Genomic DNA, 18,558 nt, shown 5'->3' on the forward strand with positions numbered 1-18,558 from the left:
AGGGTGAGGATTCCCGAACATGGTTAGGAGAACTTGGAGAGCTTCCTCCAGACTTGCCTTGGCCTTGGCCTTGGCCGCCGTCATCGCGGCGAGCTCCGCCGGCATTCCGGGCCAGCATGCGGCCCAGGCGGCGGACGGCGCGTTCGTGACCGAAGTGATCGTCCGAACGGTCGAGAACTTCAAGAACCATTCGGACGTCGTGAAGTTCATGAACAGCGCCGCGAACCGCCACGTCTCCGTCATCAATCTGAACGTCAAGGAAGACGAGGACGATGCGGTCCCTTCCGGCTACGTGTTCTACGACAGCTCGATCGCCCCGGTCGCGCCCGGGTATGCCCAGTTCGACGCCTTGGCCGACGTCATCGCTGAAGCTCACGCGAGAGACATCCAAGTCCGGGCCTGGATTCCGCAGTTCCATGACAGAGCCGCCTTCGATCATGACCCCGCCTGGAGAATGATGGCTTTAAAAGACGGCCAGATCGCGCCGTTCACCGGCTCGAACGGCAACGAATACTTCGTGAACCCCCTTCATCCGGACGTCCAGGCGTACGAACGCTCGATCATCCGGGAGATCGTGGCCAATTACGATGTCGACGGAGTCGTATTGGACTGGCTTCGCTTCGACGATTACAACATGGATCTGAGCGATTATACGAGACAAGCGTACAGCGCCACTTACGGATACGACCCCGCCGCGATCGACTTCGCGACGGACAACGCCAAGAGGCGGCAGTGGAACGACTGGCGGACGACCCGGATCGGCGAATACGTGAGGGACGTGGCGAACGACATCGATCGCCTCGTTCCGGATCTCTTCACCGGCGTCTACATTCTGCCCCCGGAATTCGCCGAAGTCGGGCAGGATGCAGGGAAGTTCAAAGATTATGTCGACTTCGTCTCTCCTATGGCTTACTTCGCCGACTGGGGGTTCGATCCCTCCTGGGTCTATAACGGAACGGGGATTCTCGCCCAAACCCGGAGCAAGGTCGGCGACAAGGAGATCATTCCCGGACTCGACGTATGGTGGACCAACGCGCAGTATCATCAGATCTACTCGGGCATCCGTACTCAGCAGGCCGAGGTCCAGAATCTCGCCTTCTTCCTCTACGGCAAGTGGACGGACAACGACCTGAAGAAGATCGATAACCGCAAAAACTGGTAACGAACAGTACTCTTCGCGTTCCGCGGCGGCGGGCTTCGCCCCGCGGGACGCGCCGCCCAAGGAGGGCCGCAGCGTGAAGACTAGACAATCGATCATCCGTCAATGGGATTTGCAATTGATGGTGGTACCGGCCCTGATGTTCATCTTCGTCTTCAGTTATATCCCCATGTCCGGCATTCTGATCGCGTTCAAGGATTACGACATCTTCCAAGGCTTCGCCTCGAGCCCGTGGGTCGGACTGGACAACTTCAAGGAGTTCCTCCATGCGGACGAATTCGGGACGGTCATTCGCAACACGCTCGGCATCAGCTTCCTGAAGCTGCTGATCGGATTCCCGGCCCCGATCGTACTGGCTCTGATGTTGAACGAAGTGAGAATTCCGATCTTCAAGCGGGTCGTTCAGACGATCAGCTATCTGCCCCACTTCCTGTCGTGGGTCATCGTGTCCGGGTTCGTGCTCACGATGCTCTCCGCCGATTACGGCAGCTTGAACATCGCCTTGGAGAAGCTGAACCTGATCGACGAACCGGTCAACTGGCTGACGATCCCGAATTACTTCTGGGCCATCCTGATCGCGACCGGCCTATGGAAGGGGATCGGCTTCGGCTCCATCGTCTATCTCGCCGCGATCGCCGGAGTCAACCCGGAGCTCTACGAGGCGGCTTCGATCGACGGGGCCGGCCGCTTCCGGAAGATCTTCTCCATCACGATTCCGTGCATCATGCCGGTCGTCTCGATCTTCCTCATTCTCGCGATCGGGGACCTGCTCAGCGCCGGGTTCGAGGACATTCTGCTGCTGCAATCGGACATCGTCCGCGACGTCTCCGATGTTCTGGACACGTACGTGTACCGGGTCGGCATCAAAAATTCGCTGTTCTCCTACGCGGCCGCGGTCGGCCTGTTCAAGGCGGTCGTCAGCGTCATCCTGCTGACCGTCGCGAACGCGCTCGCCCGGAGGTCCGGCAACAGCTTATGGTAACTTATTCGAAGGCGGAGATAACCCGATGAGACTATCGTACGGTGAACGCATGTCGTCCGTCGTCATCTATGCGCTGCTGGCGCTGCTTGCGTTCGTCACGTTCTACCCTTTCTGGAACTCGGCCGTCATCTCCTTCAACACCGGCTCGGACACCTCTCTTGGAGGCGTCACGTTCTGGCCGAGGGACTTCACGTTCGACAATTACGAGATCGTCTTCCAGGACAGCCGGCTGCTCCGAGCCTTCTTCGTCTCCGTTCTGCGGACCGTCGCCGGAACGGCGCTCTCCATCGCGGCGACCGCCGTCTTCGCTTACGGAATGTCGAAGAAGGAGCTCGTCGGACGCAAGTATTACATGATTTTCTGCATCATTCCCTTGTACTTCGACGGGGGGCTCATCCCCTCTTATATGCTGATTCGCTCGCTGGGCCTCATGAACTCGTTCTGGGTCATGGTGATCCCGAGCCTCGTCAGCATCTGGAACATGATCGTCTTCCGGACGTTCTTCCAGCAGCTGCCCCACAACCTCGAAGAGTCGGCCCGTATCGACGGGTGCGGGTATTGGCAGACGCTGTTCCGGATCGTTCTGCCCATCTCGGGCCCGGTCGTCGCCACGCTGTCCCTCTTCACGGCCGTCGGCCATTGGAACGACTGGTTCACGGCGACGCTGTACATCTCGGACACGAAGCTGCTCCCGATCCAGACGCTGCTTCAGCAGATTCTCAGCTCAAACATCATGTCCGAGCAGATGATGCAGACCAACTCGGCCGCCCAGAGCCACATGGCTTCAGCGCATTCGGTCACGACCAAGTCGCTGACCATGGCGACCATGATGGTCGCCACGATTCCGATCATTCTCGTCTACCCCTTCGTGCAGAAGTACTTCGTGAAGGGCGTCATGGTCGGCTCGCTTAAGGAATAATCACATCGGGAATCGAAGGGGTGTCTAGGGATGTCGATGTTATGGAAGAAAAAAAGCCGCGCTTCCGGCCTGCTGGCCCTAACGCTAGGAATTACTGCCGTCGTCTCGGGCTGTTCGGACAAGAAGCAGGAGAACGGTTCCGCCTCCCCGGCGAACGACTCCTTCGTGTTCGGCGAGACGCCTTTATCCTTTTCCTTCTATGGGAATTACGACTGGTACACGATGCAGCCCTGGGGCGAGGACCCCGCCACCAAGTGGATCAAGGAAAACAAGAAGGTTACCGTCACCCCCGTTCCGGCGCAAGGCGCTTCCGTCCAGAAGTTCAATACGATGGTCGCCTCCGACGATCTCCCCGACGTCCTCTTCATGGACCGCGGCCCGCTCGTGGAGAAGCTGCGCCAAGCCGGGAAGCTCGTTCCGCTCGATCCGTATCTCGACAAGTATCCGAATCTGAAGAAGTACGCCGGCGAAGAGACGCTGAACATGCTCCGCTCCGACGACGGCAAGCTCTATCAGTTCCCGAACTGGTACACGTCGACCCCGATGGGCAACGGCGGCTATATGGTCAATAAGAAGATCTACAAGGAGCTCGGCTCCCCCAAGCTCGAGACGTTCGAGGATCTGCGCGGTTATCTGAAGCAGGTGAAGGAAAAGTATCCGGACATCGTGCCGCTGGACATCGGCTACGGAACCCAAGGCATCAGCATCCTCTTCTCCGGGTTCGGAGAGGACCGCACGGGCGCCTACACCTCCTACGGATTCGTCCCGTCCGGGGACAAGCTGACTTCCCTGTTCTCCGACCCGGCCTTCAAGGAGACGTTGACGTTCGCCAGCTCCCTGTTCCGGGAGAAGCTCATCACCCAGGACGCGCTGACGCAGACGAGAGACCAGGTCGTCGAGAAGCTGAATACGGGCAAGGTCGCCGTCTACGCCTCGTACGACACCTCGGATCTGGGCAGCCAGGCTACGGTCGAGCTGAAGAAGGGCGATCCCGAAGCCGGGTACGAGATGATCTGGCCGCTTCGCAAGGAGGGCGTGGACCCGAACAAGGTGTACCCGAACAACTACGACACGATCGGCTGGAACGTCAACGTCATCACGACCGCGGCCGACAATCCGGAAGGCATCTTCGCCTACCTGGACTGGCTGACCGGGGAGGAAGGCGAGCGCGTCATCTTCTGGGGGCCCGAAGGCCTGTACTGGCAGGGCACGGACGAGAACGGAGCCCCGAACTGGACGGAGAAGTTCAAGACCGACGTGGACGAACGGACGAAGTTCATGGCGATCACGGACAGCTTCCAATGGGCCGGCAATACGAGCTTCATCGACGGCTCGAAGGCCAGCAACAACATGAAGCTTCCGGAGGACCAGCGGGACTGGGCCGCGGAAGCGCAGCTTACGATCGCTTGGAAAACCTCCTACAACACGACGCAATTCTCCAACCTTGCGCCCGATTCTTCTACCGCGGAAGGCAAAGCGCTGCAGAAGGTCGCCGACATCGAGACGAGCGTCATCGCCAAGTCGCTCTATGCCGGCAGCGACGCGGAGGTCGAGAAGATCATCGCGGACGGAGAAGCCGCGGCGAACAAGGCCGGCTACCAGAAGCTGCTCGATTACGAGACCGCCCGATGGCAGGCGAATCTGAAAAAAATGAGCGGCGAATAAACCCATCCATACGGCAGGAGAGAGTATGCTAGACTAGTGTCTAGTATGCTCTTTTCTGCCTATGACGGAAGACGGAGGGGGATCCGAATGTACAATGTGCTGCTGGTGGACGACGAAGATCTGGACTTGGAAGCGCTGCGGAGATTCATTCCCTGGGAGAGGCTGGACATGCGGGTCGTCGCGATGAACAGCGCGGTGGCCGCCGCCAAGTACGTCGCGGAAGCGGATCTGGACGTGCTCGTGACCGACATTCGCATGCCCCGGATGTCCGGGCTGGAGCTGGCGAAGCTGGCGCAGGAGAGGAACAAGAGCCTGCGGATTCTGTTCATCAGCGGCTACGAAGACTTCTCTTACGCGAAGCAGGCTCTGAGCCTGAACGCTTGCTCATATATTTTGAAGCCGGTTAACGATGAAGAAGTGTTCGAAGCGCTGGGGAAGGCGAAGGAGTCGCTGGACGACGAGCGCGAGCGGAAGCGAACGGAGCAGGCTTATCTGGAGCTCATTCGCCGGCGGGGCGAACCGGATTCCGTCCCTCCCCCGTCCGAGCCGCAGCCCGGGCCCCCCGATTCGGATCGGAAGCCCAAGAAGAATTCGAAGCTCGCGCAGGAGATCATCGACTACATACACGCCCGCTTAGGAGAGGTCATCACGCTTCGGAACGCCGCCAACGCCTTTTCCTATACCCCTAACTATCTCGGTCTCATGTTCCGGGAGGAGACGGGCATCTCCTTCACCGATTACGTGATTCAGGCGCGGCTGACGAAGGCGCAGGAGCTGCTCCGGGACACGAACCTGAAGATCTACGAGATCGCCGACCGGGTCGGTTACCGGAATTTGAACTACTTCAGCAAGCAGTTCAAGGACAGCTTCGGGCTGTCCCCCCTCGAATTCAGAAGACAAAGCTGATCGGAAGGCAGGAATGGCAGATGGAAGACGTACGGAACCGCCGCTATATTCCTTTCGGCTATAAACTATTAATCTCGTATATCGCGATCTGTCTCGTTCCGATCCTCGCGATCGGCTTATTCTCGTACTTCACGTACATGAATTCCATGAAGGAGCAGACCCGGGACGCGATGAGCGACACGCTCCGCCAGGTGGGGGACAACGTCTCCTTCAAGCTGGAGGATATCCGCCGCATCTCCGATCTGCTCTACAACGATTACACTCTCGCGGGCGATATCCAGAACTTCAACATGGGCTGGGAGAGCTACGAGAGCACCGTCAAGTACGTGATTCCGAAGTTTCAGAGCACGATCAACGCGACCGGACAAGACATCCAGCTGACCGTCTACCTGAACAATCCGGCGTTCCCCGAAGTGTACGGGAAGTCCGATTCGAGAATCGATCCGCTTGTCTCGCAGAAGCACTCCTTCGAGATGTACAACATTCGCCGCATCGAGAACGAGGAATGGTACAAGAATTTTCCCAAGGAGCAGTTCGGCCTGACGATGTCCTGGCAGCAGATCGGCGACGACCGCGAGCACGGCAACATCTCCTTCCTGCGGCGGCTCGTCGATTCGAGCGATCCGTTCACGCACGAGCAGATCGGCTTCATCCGCATCACGACGAAGATCTCGGGAATCTTCCGAAGTCTCGATTACCGGAAGCTAGGCGCGGACACGATCGTCTACGCGATCGATAACCAGAACCGGATCCTGTACTCCTCGGAGGAAGGCTTCGTCCAGCGGGCCTGGACCGACGCTCCTTCGCCGAACAAGATCGTCATCACCCAGGACATTCCGGGCATCAACATGAAGCTGGCGGCGATCATCCCGACTCATTCGCTCGAGAAAAAGGCGAAGAAGCTCGCGAACTGGACGGTGTTCGTGAGCCTGGTCAGCATCGCTTTCTGTATCGTTGCCAGCATCTTCATCTCCCGCGTGTTCTCGAAGCGCGTCGGCAAGGTCGTCTCGCTGCTCCGTCTGTTCCAGGAGGGCGAATACGACAAGCGGATCCGGTACCGGGGCGGCGACGAATTCGCCTATATCGCGTCCGCGCTTAATCAGCTCGGCGAGCATATGAACCGGCTGATCAAGGAGACGTACCTGAGCAAAATCGAGAAGCAGGAGCTGGAGCTGGAATCGCTGCAGGCCCAGATCAACCCCCACTTCCTGTACAACACGCTCTCTTCCATCAGCCGGCTGGCCCAGTTCGGGGAGCTGGAGAAGCTGAAGCTTATGGTGATGGAGCTGTCCAAGTTCTATCGGTATTCGCTCAACAACGGGGAGACGCTGATCTCCGTGGGGAAGGAGCTCGAGCAGGTGAAGGCTTATATCGAGATCCAGCGGATCAAATTGACGGACCGGCTGTCCGCCGACTTCGACGTCGATCCGTCGGTCTTAAGCCATGACACGGTCAAGCTGATTTTGCAGCCGTTCGTCGAGAACGCCATCGAACACGCCTGGAGCGGAGAGGGGACTCTTCGCGTGACGATCCGGGCCGCCATGGAGGACGGCCTTATCGTGTTCCGCATCCTCGACGACGGCTCCGGGATGAGCGAGGAGACGATCGCCCAGATCTTCACGCCCAGCGACGGGGTGTATCTGGGTTATGGAATTCGCAACGTCGAGCAGCGGATCAAGCTGTATTTCGGAGACCCGTACGGGGTCGCGATCGAGAGCCGGATCGGAGGCGGAACCTGCGTGGAGATTCGCATTCCGGCGACAAGCAAGGCGCGGCTCTTGGCTTAGGCCTCAGGATAAGGACTCGCCATATGCAGCTCACACCGCGCGAAGTTCGAAGGGGGCGCACAGAAAAATAGACGAGCCTCTCGGCTCGTCTTCCGCGCGACGGTTATCCGTCTATGAATCCCGCTATACGCAGCAGGCGGTAGAGCAAGGCGGCCGTCTCCGCGCGGGTCAGCGGCTTGTCCGGAAGCAATTCGCCCCCGTAGCCGTTCACGAGCCCCGCTTCGAGGGCGATTCCGAACGCCTCTCTCGCCCAGCCTTCTACCTTGCCGCCGTCGGCATAGGCCGACAGGCTAACCTTTTTCCCGCTCTCTCCGGCCAACGAATCGGGATTCGCCAGCTTAAGCGCCCGAACGAAGGCCACGACCGCTTCCTGCCGGGTTACCTCCCGTTCGGGAGCGAAGGTGCCGTCCCTCAGCCCGCCCATGACGCCGTATCGGCCGGCGGCCGCCACGGCGCCGCGATACCAGCTCGACTCGCCGACGTCGCCGTAGGATGGTTGCCCGGCTTCTCCTTGCGGCAATCCAAGCGCCCGGACAAGCATAGCGGCAAGCTCCGCCCGCGTGACTTCGGCATCGGGGACGAACCGGCCGCCGTCCGCGCCTTGAACGATCATCCTCTCGTTCAAATCGCGAATCTCCTCCGCGGCCCAATGTCCTTGTATGTCGACGAGCGCGGACGGCTTCGCGACGAGCACGAATTCGCCGTTCGCCAGGCTGCGGATGATGGCGACCTTCCGCCCGCCCGCTTCGGCGAACTCGGTCGGAACCGGACGCATGCCCAGCCGTTCGTCCCAGATCATGACCGTCGTGGCGGGATTCCCGTCGGCCGCCGCATCGATCCGGCTCGTCGCGTAGCGGCTGAACCCGGTTATCTCTTCGGTGCCGGAGAAAACGCGGAAATGAACCGGATTCGACAACAGCCGAATGCCCTCCTTATCGGCGGCCTCCCGCAAGCCGGCCGTCGCCGCGTCCCGGCCGATCTCGATCGCCAGCTGCGCGCCTTGTCCGCCGATTCGGCCGAGCTCTTCCAGCGGCAGCTTGTATTGGCCGTCCCGGGTGTTCAAGACGATCGCCCGCGCCTTCTCCGAGAGAAGCGCGACGGCTTCGCCCGGCAGCGTCAGGACGATGCTGTCCGCCGCTTCACCGATCGAGAATCCGAAGTCGCCCGTTCCGCCTGCCGCCGTCGCTTCGAGCGCCTTCTTCAAGGAAGCGGTATCCGCCTGGACTTCAAGTGTGGTCCTGCCTCCTTCTCCGGCGTTCCGTTTGGCGGTCCCGGATACCCCCAGTTCGTTGATCGTAATGACGAACGAATCGTTGGCCGGAGGCGGACTCTCGGTTGCGGGAGAGGAACCGCCCGTGGCCGCCGGCGCGCGAACGACGGTCAGCAGATACGTTTTGGAGGTACCGTCCTGCGCTTGGACCGCGACCTCGAACTTGTTTTTACCCGTCTTCAGCGCATACTCTCCGGTCCATTCGCCGGCGTCGACCCGCTCCCCGTTGACGAACACTTCGGAGTAATCGTTCGCGGTCGTCAGGAGCATTTTCAACCCTCGGATCGAAGGACGTACCTTCGCCGTCTGGGACGCAGCCCCCGGATCGAACTCGAATGCGATCGTTCCGCCCGTCCCCGTTAGCTGCCACCCGCTCAAATTCGCGTCCCCGCTAAGAGGAACGATATTGCCGATCTCGATCGTCCGCACGTTGGCGTTGCCGGCCGCGTCCGCCGCATAGACGGAGTAGATCCCGTTCGCCGTTACGACGAAGCGGTCTTCGAAGGCCGTTCCCCCCGATTCGAAAAAGGCGAGCGACTGGCTGCCCGGCGCCCACTTCAGCGCGGAGAGGCGATTGCTCTCTCCGGAGACCGAAGCCGCTACGGTTACGGTCACGGCGCCGAAGGTCGGCTCGGCCGGGTCGATGGAGAAGTCGATGACCGGCGGCACATCGTACGCGAACCGGATCGTAACGGTCTGCTCCAACGCCGTTGCGCTCGTCTCCTCCATCGCGGCGAACGTCACTTCCTCCGCTATCGCATCGGTTGCCGTGAAGACGGCCCGGCCGTTCTCGTCCGTGAGCTGGAACTCGGGGTCCGTTACCGAGCTTCCGCCCTGCGCTTGCAGCTTCACCCGTTGGCCCGGCAGCGCATGCTCGTAGCCGTCTTTAAGAGTGACGACAATCTCCGCTTTGCTCACGCCGTCCGCCCGAACGACCAGATCGCTTGCCGTCACCGTCGAGCTTGAGGAGCTGGGGGAACCAGGAACGAACCGGACCTCCGTCGTCGCCTTCAGCTTAGCGCCGCCAACCGACGCGCTTATTGTCGCAGTGCCTAGCTCTGTAGGCGCCGTCAGCGTCGCCGTGTACGTGCCGTCTTGGTTATCGGCGGTCGTGCTGATCGTCCCCTTGTCCGTACTGATGGCGACCGCCGCTCCGCCTGTCGTTAAGTCGTGGCCTTGCGCATCCTTCAGTTTGACGGTAATTGTCGTCGTGCTCGTTCCGTCCGCCGTTAGCTCGGCGTCGACGGCTTCGATCGAGCCGTCTTCGGTCGGGAGGCCGGCGACGAAGCGAACTTCGGCCGTCGCCGTAAGCGCGATACCGTCAACCGCAGCGTTTACCTTCGCGATCCCGATCGTTGTCGGAGCTGTCAGCGTCGCGGTGTACGTGCCGTCATGGTTGTCGGTCGTTGCGCTGATCGTGCCCTTGTCCGTGCTGATGACGACCTTCGCGCCGCCTGCCTTTAGGTCATGGCCTTGTGCATCCTTCAGTTGGACGGTGATCGTCGTTGTGCTCGTTCCATCTGCCATCAGTTCCGCGTCGGCGGCTTCGATCGTGCTCGTCGTTACCGACGGCGCGCCGGCCGTGAACGTTACGCTTGCCGTGGAATCTAAGGCCGCGCCGCCTACCGTGGCGCTTATCGTTGCGGTGCCCAGCTCCGTTGGAGCCGTCAGCGTCGCCGTGTACGTGCCGTCATGGTTGTCCGTCGTTGCGCTGATCGTACCCTTGTCCGTGCTGATGACGACCTTCGTGCCGCCTGCCGTCAGGTCGTGGCCTTGCGCGTCCTTCAGCTTGACGCTGATCATCGTCGTGCTCGTTCCGTCCGCCGTCAATTCGGCGTCGGCTGCTTCGATTGTGCTCGTCGTTACCGACGGCGCACCGACCGTGAATGTCACACTCGCCGTCGACGTCAAAGCTGTACCACCCACCGTGGCGCTCACCGTTGCGATGCCCAGATTGGTGGGCGCCGTCAGCGTCGCCGTATACGTGCCGTCATGGTTGTCCGTTGTTACGCTGATCGTGCCCTTGTCCGTGCTGATGACGACCTTCGCTCCGCCTGCCGTTAGGTCGTGGCCTTGCGCGTCCTTCAGCTTGACGGTAATCGTCGTCGTGCTCGTTCCATCTGCCGTTAGCTCGGAATCCGCCGCTTCGATCGTGCTCGCCGCAACCGACGGCGTACCGACCGTGAATGTCACGTTCGCCGTCGACGTCAACGCCACGCCGCCTACCTTTGCGCTCACGATCGCGCTTCCCAGCTCCGTTGGGGACGTCAGCGTCGCTGTATACGTGCCGTCGTGGTTATCGGTCGTCGGCCCGATCGCGCCCTTGTCTGTGCCGATGACGACCGTTGCGCCGCCCGCCGTCAGGTCGTGGCCTTGCGCATCTTTCAGCTTGATAGTGATCGTCGTCGTGCTCGTTCCGTCCGCCGTTAGCTCGGCGTCGGCAGCTTCGATTGAGCTCGTTATTGCCGACGGCGAACCGACCGTGAACGTCACGCTCGCCGTCGATGTCAACGCCACGCCGCCTACCTTTGCGCTCACGATCGCGCTTCCCAGCTCCGTTGGTGCCTTCAGCGTCGCCGTATACGTGCCGTCGCCCTTATCCGCCGTCGGGCCGATCGTGCCCTTATCCGCGTTGATGACGACCGATGAACCACCCGTTGTCAACGCATGACCCTGTGCATCCTTCAGCCGCACAGTGACCAACGTCGTACTGACGCCGTCCGCGACTAGCGCGGCGTCAGCCGTCTCAATCGTGCTCGTCGTCACCGACGGCGTGCCGACCGTGAACGCCACGCTCGCCGTCGACGTCAGCGCCGTACCGCCTACCTTTGCGCTCACGATCGCGCTTCCCAACGCAGTCGGAGCCTTCAGCGTCGCCGTATACGTGCCGTCGCCCTTATCCGCCGTCGGACCGACCGTACCCTTATCCGCAGCGATGACGACCGATGCGCCACCGCTAGTCAACGCATGTCCCTGCGCATCCTTCAGCCGCACAGTGACCAACGTCGTACTGACGCCGTCCGCGACTAGCGCGGCGTCAGCCGTCTCAATCGTGCTCGTCGTCACCGACGGCGTGCCGACCGTGAACGCCACACTCGCCGTCGACGTCAGCGCCGTACCGCCTACCTTTGCGCTCACGATCGCGCTTCCCAACGCAGTCGGAGCCTTCAGCGTCGCCGTATACGTGCCGTCGCCCTTATCCGCCGTCGGACCGACCGTACCCTTATCCGCAGCGATGACGACCGATGCGCCACCGCTAGTCAACGCATGTCCCTGCGCATCCTTCAGCCGCACAGTGACCAACGTCGTACTGACGCCGTCCGCGACCAACGCCGCGTCAGCCGCCTCGATCGTGCTCGTCGCAACCGATGGCGCACCGACCGTGAACGTCACGCTCGCCGTCGACGTCAGCGCCGTACCTCCAACCTTTGCACTCACGATCGCGCTTCCCAGCGTAGTCGGAGCCTTCAGCGTCGCCGTGTACGTGCCGTCGTGGTTGTCCGTCGTCGGGCCGATCGTGCCTTTGTCCGTTGCGATGACGACCGCCGCTCCGCCGCTCGTCAACGCATGCCCCTGCGCGTCCTTCAGCCGCACGGTAACCAACGTCGTACTGACGCCGTCCGCGGCCAGCGAGGTATCGGCCGTCTCGATCGTACTCTTCGCTGCCGAAGGCGGTCCCGGCACGAACGCCACGCTCGCCGTCGATGCGAGAGCGCTCCCGTTCACCATCGCGCTCACCGTCGCGGTGCCCAGCGTCGTCGGAGCCTTCAGCGTCGCCGTATACGTGCCGTCATGGTTGTCGGTCGTCGGGCCGATCGTTCCCTTATCCGTGCCGATGACGACCGTCGCCCCGCCCCCCGTCATGACGTTGCCCTGCGCATCCTTCACCGTTACCGTAACCGTAGCGGTGCTGGCTCCGTCCGCCGCAAGGCTTGGCGAAGAACTGGCTATCGCACTCTCCGTCAGCGACAGGGAATCGTCCCGAACCATATACGTTCGGAAGGCGAAGTCCCTGCCGAAAGCGGCGGAGAAACCCCCGGCATACACGTCGCTGCTGCTCAAATACCATCCGATGCCGCTTGAACCGCCGTTCTGCGTGGAGACGACCATCCGGTACATCGTTCCTCTCTTTAAGTACGGCGCATTCCCGCCGAAGTCGACCGACGTCCAGCCGGGGCCAAGCATCGCCGCCTGAGCAGTTGCGATCGCCGTCGATTGATCGCTCTCCTTATACAGCGACACTTTGATGTCGCCGGGCGCGCCGAAGCTGTCAAACACGGCAATCTCAATCCGGCTTAAAGTCCCGGCAATCGCCGGGGTAAACGTCTGATAGCGCGATGTATCGGCATTAACCCACACGTTGCCGTAATAGCTCTCCTGCGCCTGATCCAGGACGGCCGTGCCGTCCGCCCTCGCGTGCCCGACCGGCAACGTCTCCATAACCAGCAGAAGCGCGAGCAGCATCACCAGCCCGCGTCGAATTCCGTAGAAGGCCTTCACCAGTCGTCTCCTCCTCCCCGGGTTCAAATGGCAGACCCCGTAACCCAGATGCCGATCCCGACGGCCAACGCCGCGATAAGGAATAGAAGGGAATACCACTTGGTGAACTTCCAGCTCATTCCGGAACCGTCCCACCATAGCTTGGCGTAGATGACGCCGCCGAGAATAAGAATGCTGATAAATCCGATAAAGCCGTTATACATCGTACTCCAGCCAGCCTCTCCGAATAATTTCATGACGTTAACAAAAGTAAACAAAAAGCCTTCGCGGCTCCATACCTACAAAGGGGTAATTTGTTGAGGACGCGACGCCGGCATCCTCCTCCATGCCTCCCTCTTGGCGAAAAATGAGACCAATTACCTAATCGAGGTGCCGTTTTTTGTCTGTATCCGACGAACGACTTCCCTTACAATAAAATGCAAATTACTAGTTTTCGGAGGAATCGATACCCCGCAATGAACGCCCACTCTCCCACCGGCACGCTAAGAAAATATATCGATCGCCACGCGCCCCTCGGCGCGGAAGCGTTCCTCGAACTGGCCCGGACGATCGCCGCCCGAGTCGAGACCCTCCATCGCAGTCAGCTGCTTCACCTTGACCTGCGCCCCGAGCGAATCGCGGTTCCCGGCGCCGTCGGCGATGCCGATCTACTCGATTCGGGACTGGCCGTCCGGCATACGGCCGACGGCAACGCGCGCCCGGCGGGATTAAGCCTCTCCCCGGAGGGCATGCCTTATTGCGCGCCGGAGAATACCGGCCGCATGCAGCGATGCGTCGACGAGCGGAGCGATCTGTATTCTCTTGGCGTCATTTTCTACGAGATGTTGACCGGCCGTTTGCCCTTCGCCGCCGATAATCCGCTGGAATGGGTGTACAAGCATCTGACCCAGCCCCCCGAGCCGATGACCGGCCGCGCGGCCAAGCTGCCGGAAGGTTATGAAGCCGTCGTCCTGAAGCTGCTCGAGAAGAATCCGGACAGGCGCTATTCGAATGCCGGCTTGCTCATCGCCGATCTGGACAAAATCGGAAGTTCCCCCGAAGCCGTCATAGCGGAACCCGGCATTCAGGGAAGAGACCGCGAGCTCGCCGTTCTAACCCAGGCCTTCTATTCCGCCTGCTTCGGATCGACGGAGATGATCTACGTGTCGGGAGAGGCCGGAATCGGCAAGACCAGCCTGATCGAGGAGATGTTCCTTCGCCAGCGGCCTTCGAGCCCGTTCTACTTTATCGCCGGGAAGTTCGAACAGATTCCGCGGGAGAGTCCTTATTATCCGATCCTTCAAGCTTTCCGGGGTCTGATGCGGCATCTGCTCAGCCTGCGGAAGGAGGAGGCCGAGAGCTGGGGGGCGAAGCTGAGGGAGAATCTTGGCGCCAGCGCCAGTGTCATCGCCGATCTCGTTCCGGAGGCCGGGCTATTGATGGGGGGCGTCTCTCCTTCGGAAGAGTTGCAGGCGGGGGAAGCGAAGAAGCGGTTCCTCTACGCCTTCCGCAAGTTCGTTCAGGCGCTGGCCTCCCGCGAGCAGCCCCTCGTCTTGTTCATCGACGACCTGCAATGGGCGGACGCCTCTTCCTTGGAGCTGCTTCATTCTCTGCTCGGAGATCCCGAATGCCAGTATCTGCTGCTCGTCTGTGCTTTCCGGCCCGCCGAGACCGACCGCGGACGGCTGCCGGGCTATGAAGCGGACGGCTTCATCGCCGGACAGGCCGTCGTTCGAGAGATTCGGCTCTCTCCGCTGGAACTGGAGGCGCTGAGCCGGATCGCCGCGGAGACGCTTAACGGCACGCACGAGAATACGCTGGCCTTGACCGAGCTGCTGCTTAGCCCGTCCGGCGGCAACCCGTTCCACTTCAAGCAGCTCTTGCTGCGCCTGCAGGAAGACCGCATTCTTCGCTATGACAGCGGGCTTCGGCGCTGGCGGTGGGACGAGGGGCAATTGATCGGACTGGGACCCGAGTATGCCTTGTCCGAGCTGATCGGGCACCGGCTGCGCCGTCTGCCGGAAGAGATTCGCGAGCTGCTTCCTCTGGCTGCCTGCGTCGGAAGCGTCTTCGATATCCGCTTGATCGCAAGCGCGGCGGGCCGGGAAGGGGACGATCTTGGCGCCGCATGGTCCGAAGCCGAGAACGCGGGACTGCTCGTGCCCTTCGGACCGGACAAGTTCCGATTCGCGCACGACAACGTGCAGAAGTTCCTGTATGCCCAATTGGACGATCAGGTGAAGGGTGACTCCCACGCGCGCATCGGCCGGCTGATGATCGGCCGGGAAGCGGAATACGGGGCGAGCGCGTTCGACGCGATCAATCAGTTAAACCGGGGAATCCGGAACCCGGCCGATCGGGAGGAGCTGCTATGGCTGGCCCGGCTGAACCTCGACGCGGGCAACCGGGCCAAGTCGTCCTCGGCGTACGACGTCGCGCTAGGCTATTACGCGAAGGGCGCCGAATGGCTGCCGGAGGAAGAATGGGACCGCGAGTTCGATCTCGTCTTCGAGCTTCGCGCCCAGCAGGCGGAGTGCCTCTTCCTGTGCGGAAGTCACGAGGCGTCCGGGGAAGCCGTCGACATCCTGCTCGGCCGGGCCCGCAACGCCGTCGAACGAAGCCGGGCCCGGCTCATTCGGATCATGCAGCACATCAATCAAGGCAAATATTTGGAGGGAACCGCTCTCGGGCTGGCGAGCCTGCGGGAGCACCGGATCTTCATCGCCGAGGAGCCCGCCCCGGTTGCGCTCAAGCTGGAGGCCCTCCGCACGGAACTGATCCTGAGAGACCGACACGATCGGATCGCGCGGATGGAAGAGATGTCGGACGCCGACCGGATCGCGGCGATGAACCTCATTTTCGCGATCGTTCCTTCCACCTTTTTCACCAATAAAAAGGTGTTCTTCCTGCTGACCTGCAAAGCCGTCCAGCTGTCGCTCAAATACGGCAATACGGCCGTATCCGCGGCCGTCTATTCCGCCTACGGCATGTTCCTCGGAACCGGCTCCGCCGATTACGAGAGGGGCTTCGCCTTGGCCAAGGCCGGCGTCGAGTTGGCCGAACGATACGACATCGCTTCGGTCAAGACGAAGGTCTATACGGTCTTCGGCGCCGTGCTGTGCCAATTCGCCGGGGACGCGCGCGAAGGTGACGGCTATTTGCAGCAAGCGCTGCGGTTCGGCCTGGAATCGGGGGACTACGTGTTCGCCAGCTACGCCCTCGGCGGCTATGTCAATTCCCTCTATACGAGAGCCTCCTTAAGCGAGCTGTCCCGGGCGATCGCCGACTCCATGGCGGCCCTCGACACGACGAACGACGAATTCGTGCGCCAGAACTTCTATCTCTACCAGAGATTGATCCTGGCTCTGCGGGAGAGGACGGACGCTCCGGATTCGTTCGACGGGCCCGGCTTCTCGGAGGCGGAGTTCCTGCGCCGGATCGGGAAGGAAGAGACCGCGGCGACGACCAACTATCAATACCATGCGTACAAGACCCAGCTCTGCTACCTGTCCGGCTGGTACGAAGACGCTATCGGCTGGGCGAAGCAAGCGGAGGCTTACGAGGCTTACGCCACGCATCTGCCCCATCTGCCGTACTGTATCTTCTATGAGACGCTGGCCATGCTGGCTGTCCACGACGCCGACCGGCCCGGAAAGGACGCGGCAGACAAGCAGCGGCTGAAGCGGCATCTGGGGCGTTATCGCAGATGGGCGGCATCCGGCCCGGCCAACTTCGAGGCGCGGCTGCGGCTTCTCGAAGCCGAGCACGCCCGCGTTCTGGGCCAAGAGCGGACGGCGGAGGAGCTGTACGACCGGGCGCTGCGCGAAGCGCGCGAGCGCGACGATCTCCACGCGGCCGCGCTCGCCGGCGAGCTGGCCGCCGACTATTACGAGAAGCGGGGCAGGCAGGCGGCCGCGGCCCATTATCTGCGGCTGGCCATCGAAGGCTTCGAACGGTGGGGGTTGGAGGCGAGAGCTGCCCGGTTGGCGGTTCGATTGCAGAACCTGCTTCGTCCGGAGCAAGCGGCAGCGGGTTCCGCGGAGGAGAGTCGGGCGGAGCAGGAGACGGCTGCGGGATGGGAAGACGGGGGGCCGGGAGGCGAACGAGGAACCTTCGAGCTCTGGGAAAATATCGATCTGGCCGCCATTCTGAGGACGACGCGGGCCATGAACGACCGAATGGACCTGGATTCGGTGCTCGCGGAGATCTTGGGAACCATTCTGCGTTATGCCGGAGCGAATAAAGGCGCTTTGATCACGGGGAACGACAGGGACGTCTATTGGGTGCAGGCTTACGCGGCCTCGGAGAGCCCGATCGCGACCTCCCCGCGGGAGCTGAACGAGAGTTCGCCGCTGCCCGACGGCTTGATCCGCTACGTCTTCCGGACGCAAGAAGACGTTCGCTACTCGGGCGGCGAGGAGAGCTGGCTCATCCACAATCCGTATATCGCGCGGGAACGTCCCCAGTCGGCTCTTTGCATTCCGGTGTCGGTTCACGGCGCGATGCTGGGCGTGCTCTACCTGGAGAACAAGCTGGCCGCCGGCGTCTTCCCGCCGGACCGGACGGCCGTGCTGCGGGCGATGGCCTCGAACGGCATCTTCATGTGCGTGCTGCAGAACGCGCCCGAGCCTACTTCCTCCCTGGAACCGGGGCACGAGACGGAGGAGCCGCCGGGCCAACCCGCCGCCTCGAGTTCCGCTCCGCGGGCGCTGGACGAACCGCTTACGGATCGCGAGCTCGAGGTGCTCTCCCTGCTGGCGAAGGGGCTGTCCAACAAGGAGATCGCCGAGCGGCTCATTATCTCCTCGGGTACGGTGAAGGTGCATGTGAGGAACATTTTCGCCAAGCTGAAGGTGAACCGCCGCATCAACGCGATCGCGCAGGCGACGGAGCTGAAGCTGCTGGAATAGCGCGGCCTCGAATTACGAATTCGACCATGGGCTTCTTTCCCTAATCAGAAGGTTCACGCGGCTAACGAATCCAGGAGACGCTATTTGTATGAAATCAAGCGATTTGGAATTGTAACGAATCGTAGAAGCGCTATTTCGTTCCGGAAGCCTGTATTTTCCCTCGATTGACGTAAATAAGGTCGCTGTGATTCGTTAGATTTTCAAAATCGGCTTTTCGCGCCAAATAGCGACTTCTGGGTTCGTTAGAGCATCGGGGTCCAATAAGCAGGGGCCGACCCGAAGCCATCGCTGATGACTGTCGGGACGGCCCCTTTGTCCAATTTACACGGACCTTCCGGCTCTGCCGCTTGTCCTTTCACTGTACTTCTGCGGTACTTCCGCGGTCCTTCTATGGCTCTTCCATTTTGCCGCGGTCCCTCCGCCTACGGCTCTTCCGTTTGTGCGGTTCTTCCGCGGTTCTTCCGCGATCCTTCCACGGTCC

Annotated in this window: 9 protein-coding genes; 7 read left to right on the top strand and 2 right to left on the bottom strand. The window is 61.4% G+C overall.

Going from position 1 to position 18,558, the window contains the following annotated elements:
- The first annotated feature begins 19 nt into the window (after positions 1–19).
- From H7B90_RS25095 to H7B90_RS25120, 6 genes are all read left to right on the top strand, one after another.
- Positions 20–1,162: a family 10 glycosylhydrolase gene (locus H7B90_RS25095; RefSeq protein WP_185138642.1), complete on the top strand. Its 1,143-nt coding sequence runs from the start codon at positions 20–22 to the stop codon at positions 1,160–1,162.
- A 118-nt stretch (positions 1,163–1,280) separates the two neighbouring features.
- A complete protein-coding gene (locus H7B90_RS25100; protein WP_185138662.1) occupies positions 1,281–2,141 on the top strand; it encodes an ABC transporter permease in 861 nt (286 codons plus the stop codon).
- Between the two features lie 25 nt (positions 2,142–2,166).
- Positions 2,167–3,060, top strand: coding sequence for a carbohydrate ABC transporter permease (locus tag H7B90_RS25105; protein WP_185138643.1), 894 nt, complete (start codon positions 2,167–2,169; stop codon positions 3,058–3,060).
- Positions 3,061–3,096: 36 nt separating this feature from the next.
- A complete protein-coding gene (locus H7B90_RS25110; protein WP_185138663.1) occupies positions 3,097–4,725 on the top strand; it encodes an extracellular solute-binding protein in 1,629 nt (542 codons plus the stop codon).
- An 87-nt stretch (positions 4,726–4,812) separates the two neighbouring features.
- A complete protein-coding gene (locus tag H7B90_RS25115) occupies positions 4,813–5,631 on the top strand; it encodes a response regulator transcription factor (RefSeq protein ID WP_185138644.1) in 819 nt (272 codons plus the stop codon).
- Between the two features lie 20 nt (positions 5,632–5,651).
- Positions 5,652–7,418: a sensor histidine kinase gene (locus tag H7B90_RS25120; protein WP_185138645.1), complete on the top strand. Its 1,767-nt coding sequence runs from the start codon at positions 5,652–5,654 to the stop codon at positions 7,416–7,418.
- Positions 7,419–7,521: 103 nt separating this feature from the next.
- Here the strand turns inward: H7B90_RS25120 and H7B90_RS25125 are convergent, their stop codons facing one another.
- Positions 7,522–13,188 (bottom strand): invasin domain 3-containing protein, encoded by a 5,667-nt coding sequence (locus H7B90_RS25125; protein ID WP_185138646.1) that lies wholly within the window; start codon positions 13,186–13,188, stop codon positions 7,522–7,524.
- A 23-nt stretch (positions 13,189–13,211) separates the two neighbouring features.
- Entirely contained in the window at positions 13,212–13,391 is a 180-nt protein-coding gene (locus tag H7B90_RS25130) for a hypothetical protein (RefSeq protein WP_185138647.1), read from the bottom strand.
- A 252-nt stretch (positions 13,392–13,643) separates the two neighbouring features.
- Between H7B90_RS25130 and H7B90_RS25135 the strand changes: the two genes are divergently transcribed.
- Positions 13,644–18,077 (top strand): AAA family ATPase, encoded by a 4,434-nt coding sequence (locus tag H7B90_RS25135; protein WP_185138648.1) that lies wholly within the window; start codon positions 13,644–13,646, stop codon positions 18,075–18,077.
- Positions 18,078–18,558: the final 481 nt, after the last annotated feature.

This window comes from Cohnella xylanilytica (genome assembly GCF_014212175.1).
GTDB lineage: Bacteria > Bacillota > Bacilli > Paenibacillales > Paenibacillaceae > Cohnella > Cohnella xylanilytica.

Bases quoted from the DNA above. Each gene is read 5' to 3' on its own strand.
- H7B90_RS25100 (WP_185138662.1), top strand. From the start codon at position 1,281: ATGGTGGTACCGGCCCTGATGTTCATCTTCGTCTTCAGTTATATCCCC.
- H7B90_RS25130 (WP_185138647.1), bottom strand. From the start codon at position 13,391: ATGTATAACGGCTTTATCGGATTTATCAGCATTCTTATTCTCGGCGGC.
- H7B90_RS25115 (WP_185138644.1), top strand. From the start codon at position 4,813: ATGTACAATGTGCTGCTGGTGGACGACGAAGATCTGGACTTGGAAGCG.
- H7B90_RS25135 (WP_185138648.1), top strand. From the start codon at position 13,644: ATGAACGCCCACTCTCCCACCGGCACGCTAAGAAAATATATCGATCGC.
- H7B90_RS25110 (WP_185138663.1), top strand. From the start codon at position 3,097: ATGTTATGGAAGAAAAAAAGCCGCGCTTCCGGCCTGCTGGCCCTAACG.
- H7B90_RS25120 (WP_185138645.1), top strand. From the start codon at position 5,652: ATGGAAGACGTACGGAACCGCCGCTATATTCCTTTCGGCTATAAACTA.
- H7B90_RS25105 (WP_185138643.1), top strand. From the start codon at position 2,167: ATGAGACTATCGTACGGTGAACGCATGTCGTCCGTCGTCATCTATGCG.
- H7B90_RS25095 (WP_185138642.1), top strand. From the start codon at position 20: ATGGTTAGGAGAACTTGGAGAGCTTCCTCCAGACTTGCCTTGGCCTTG.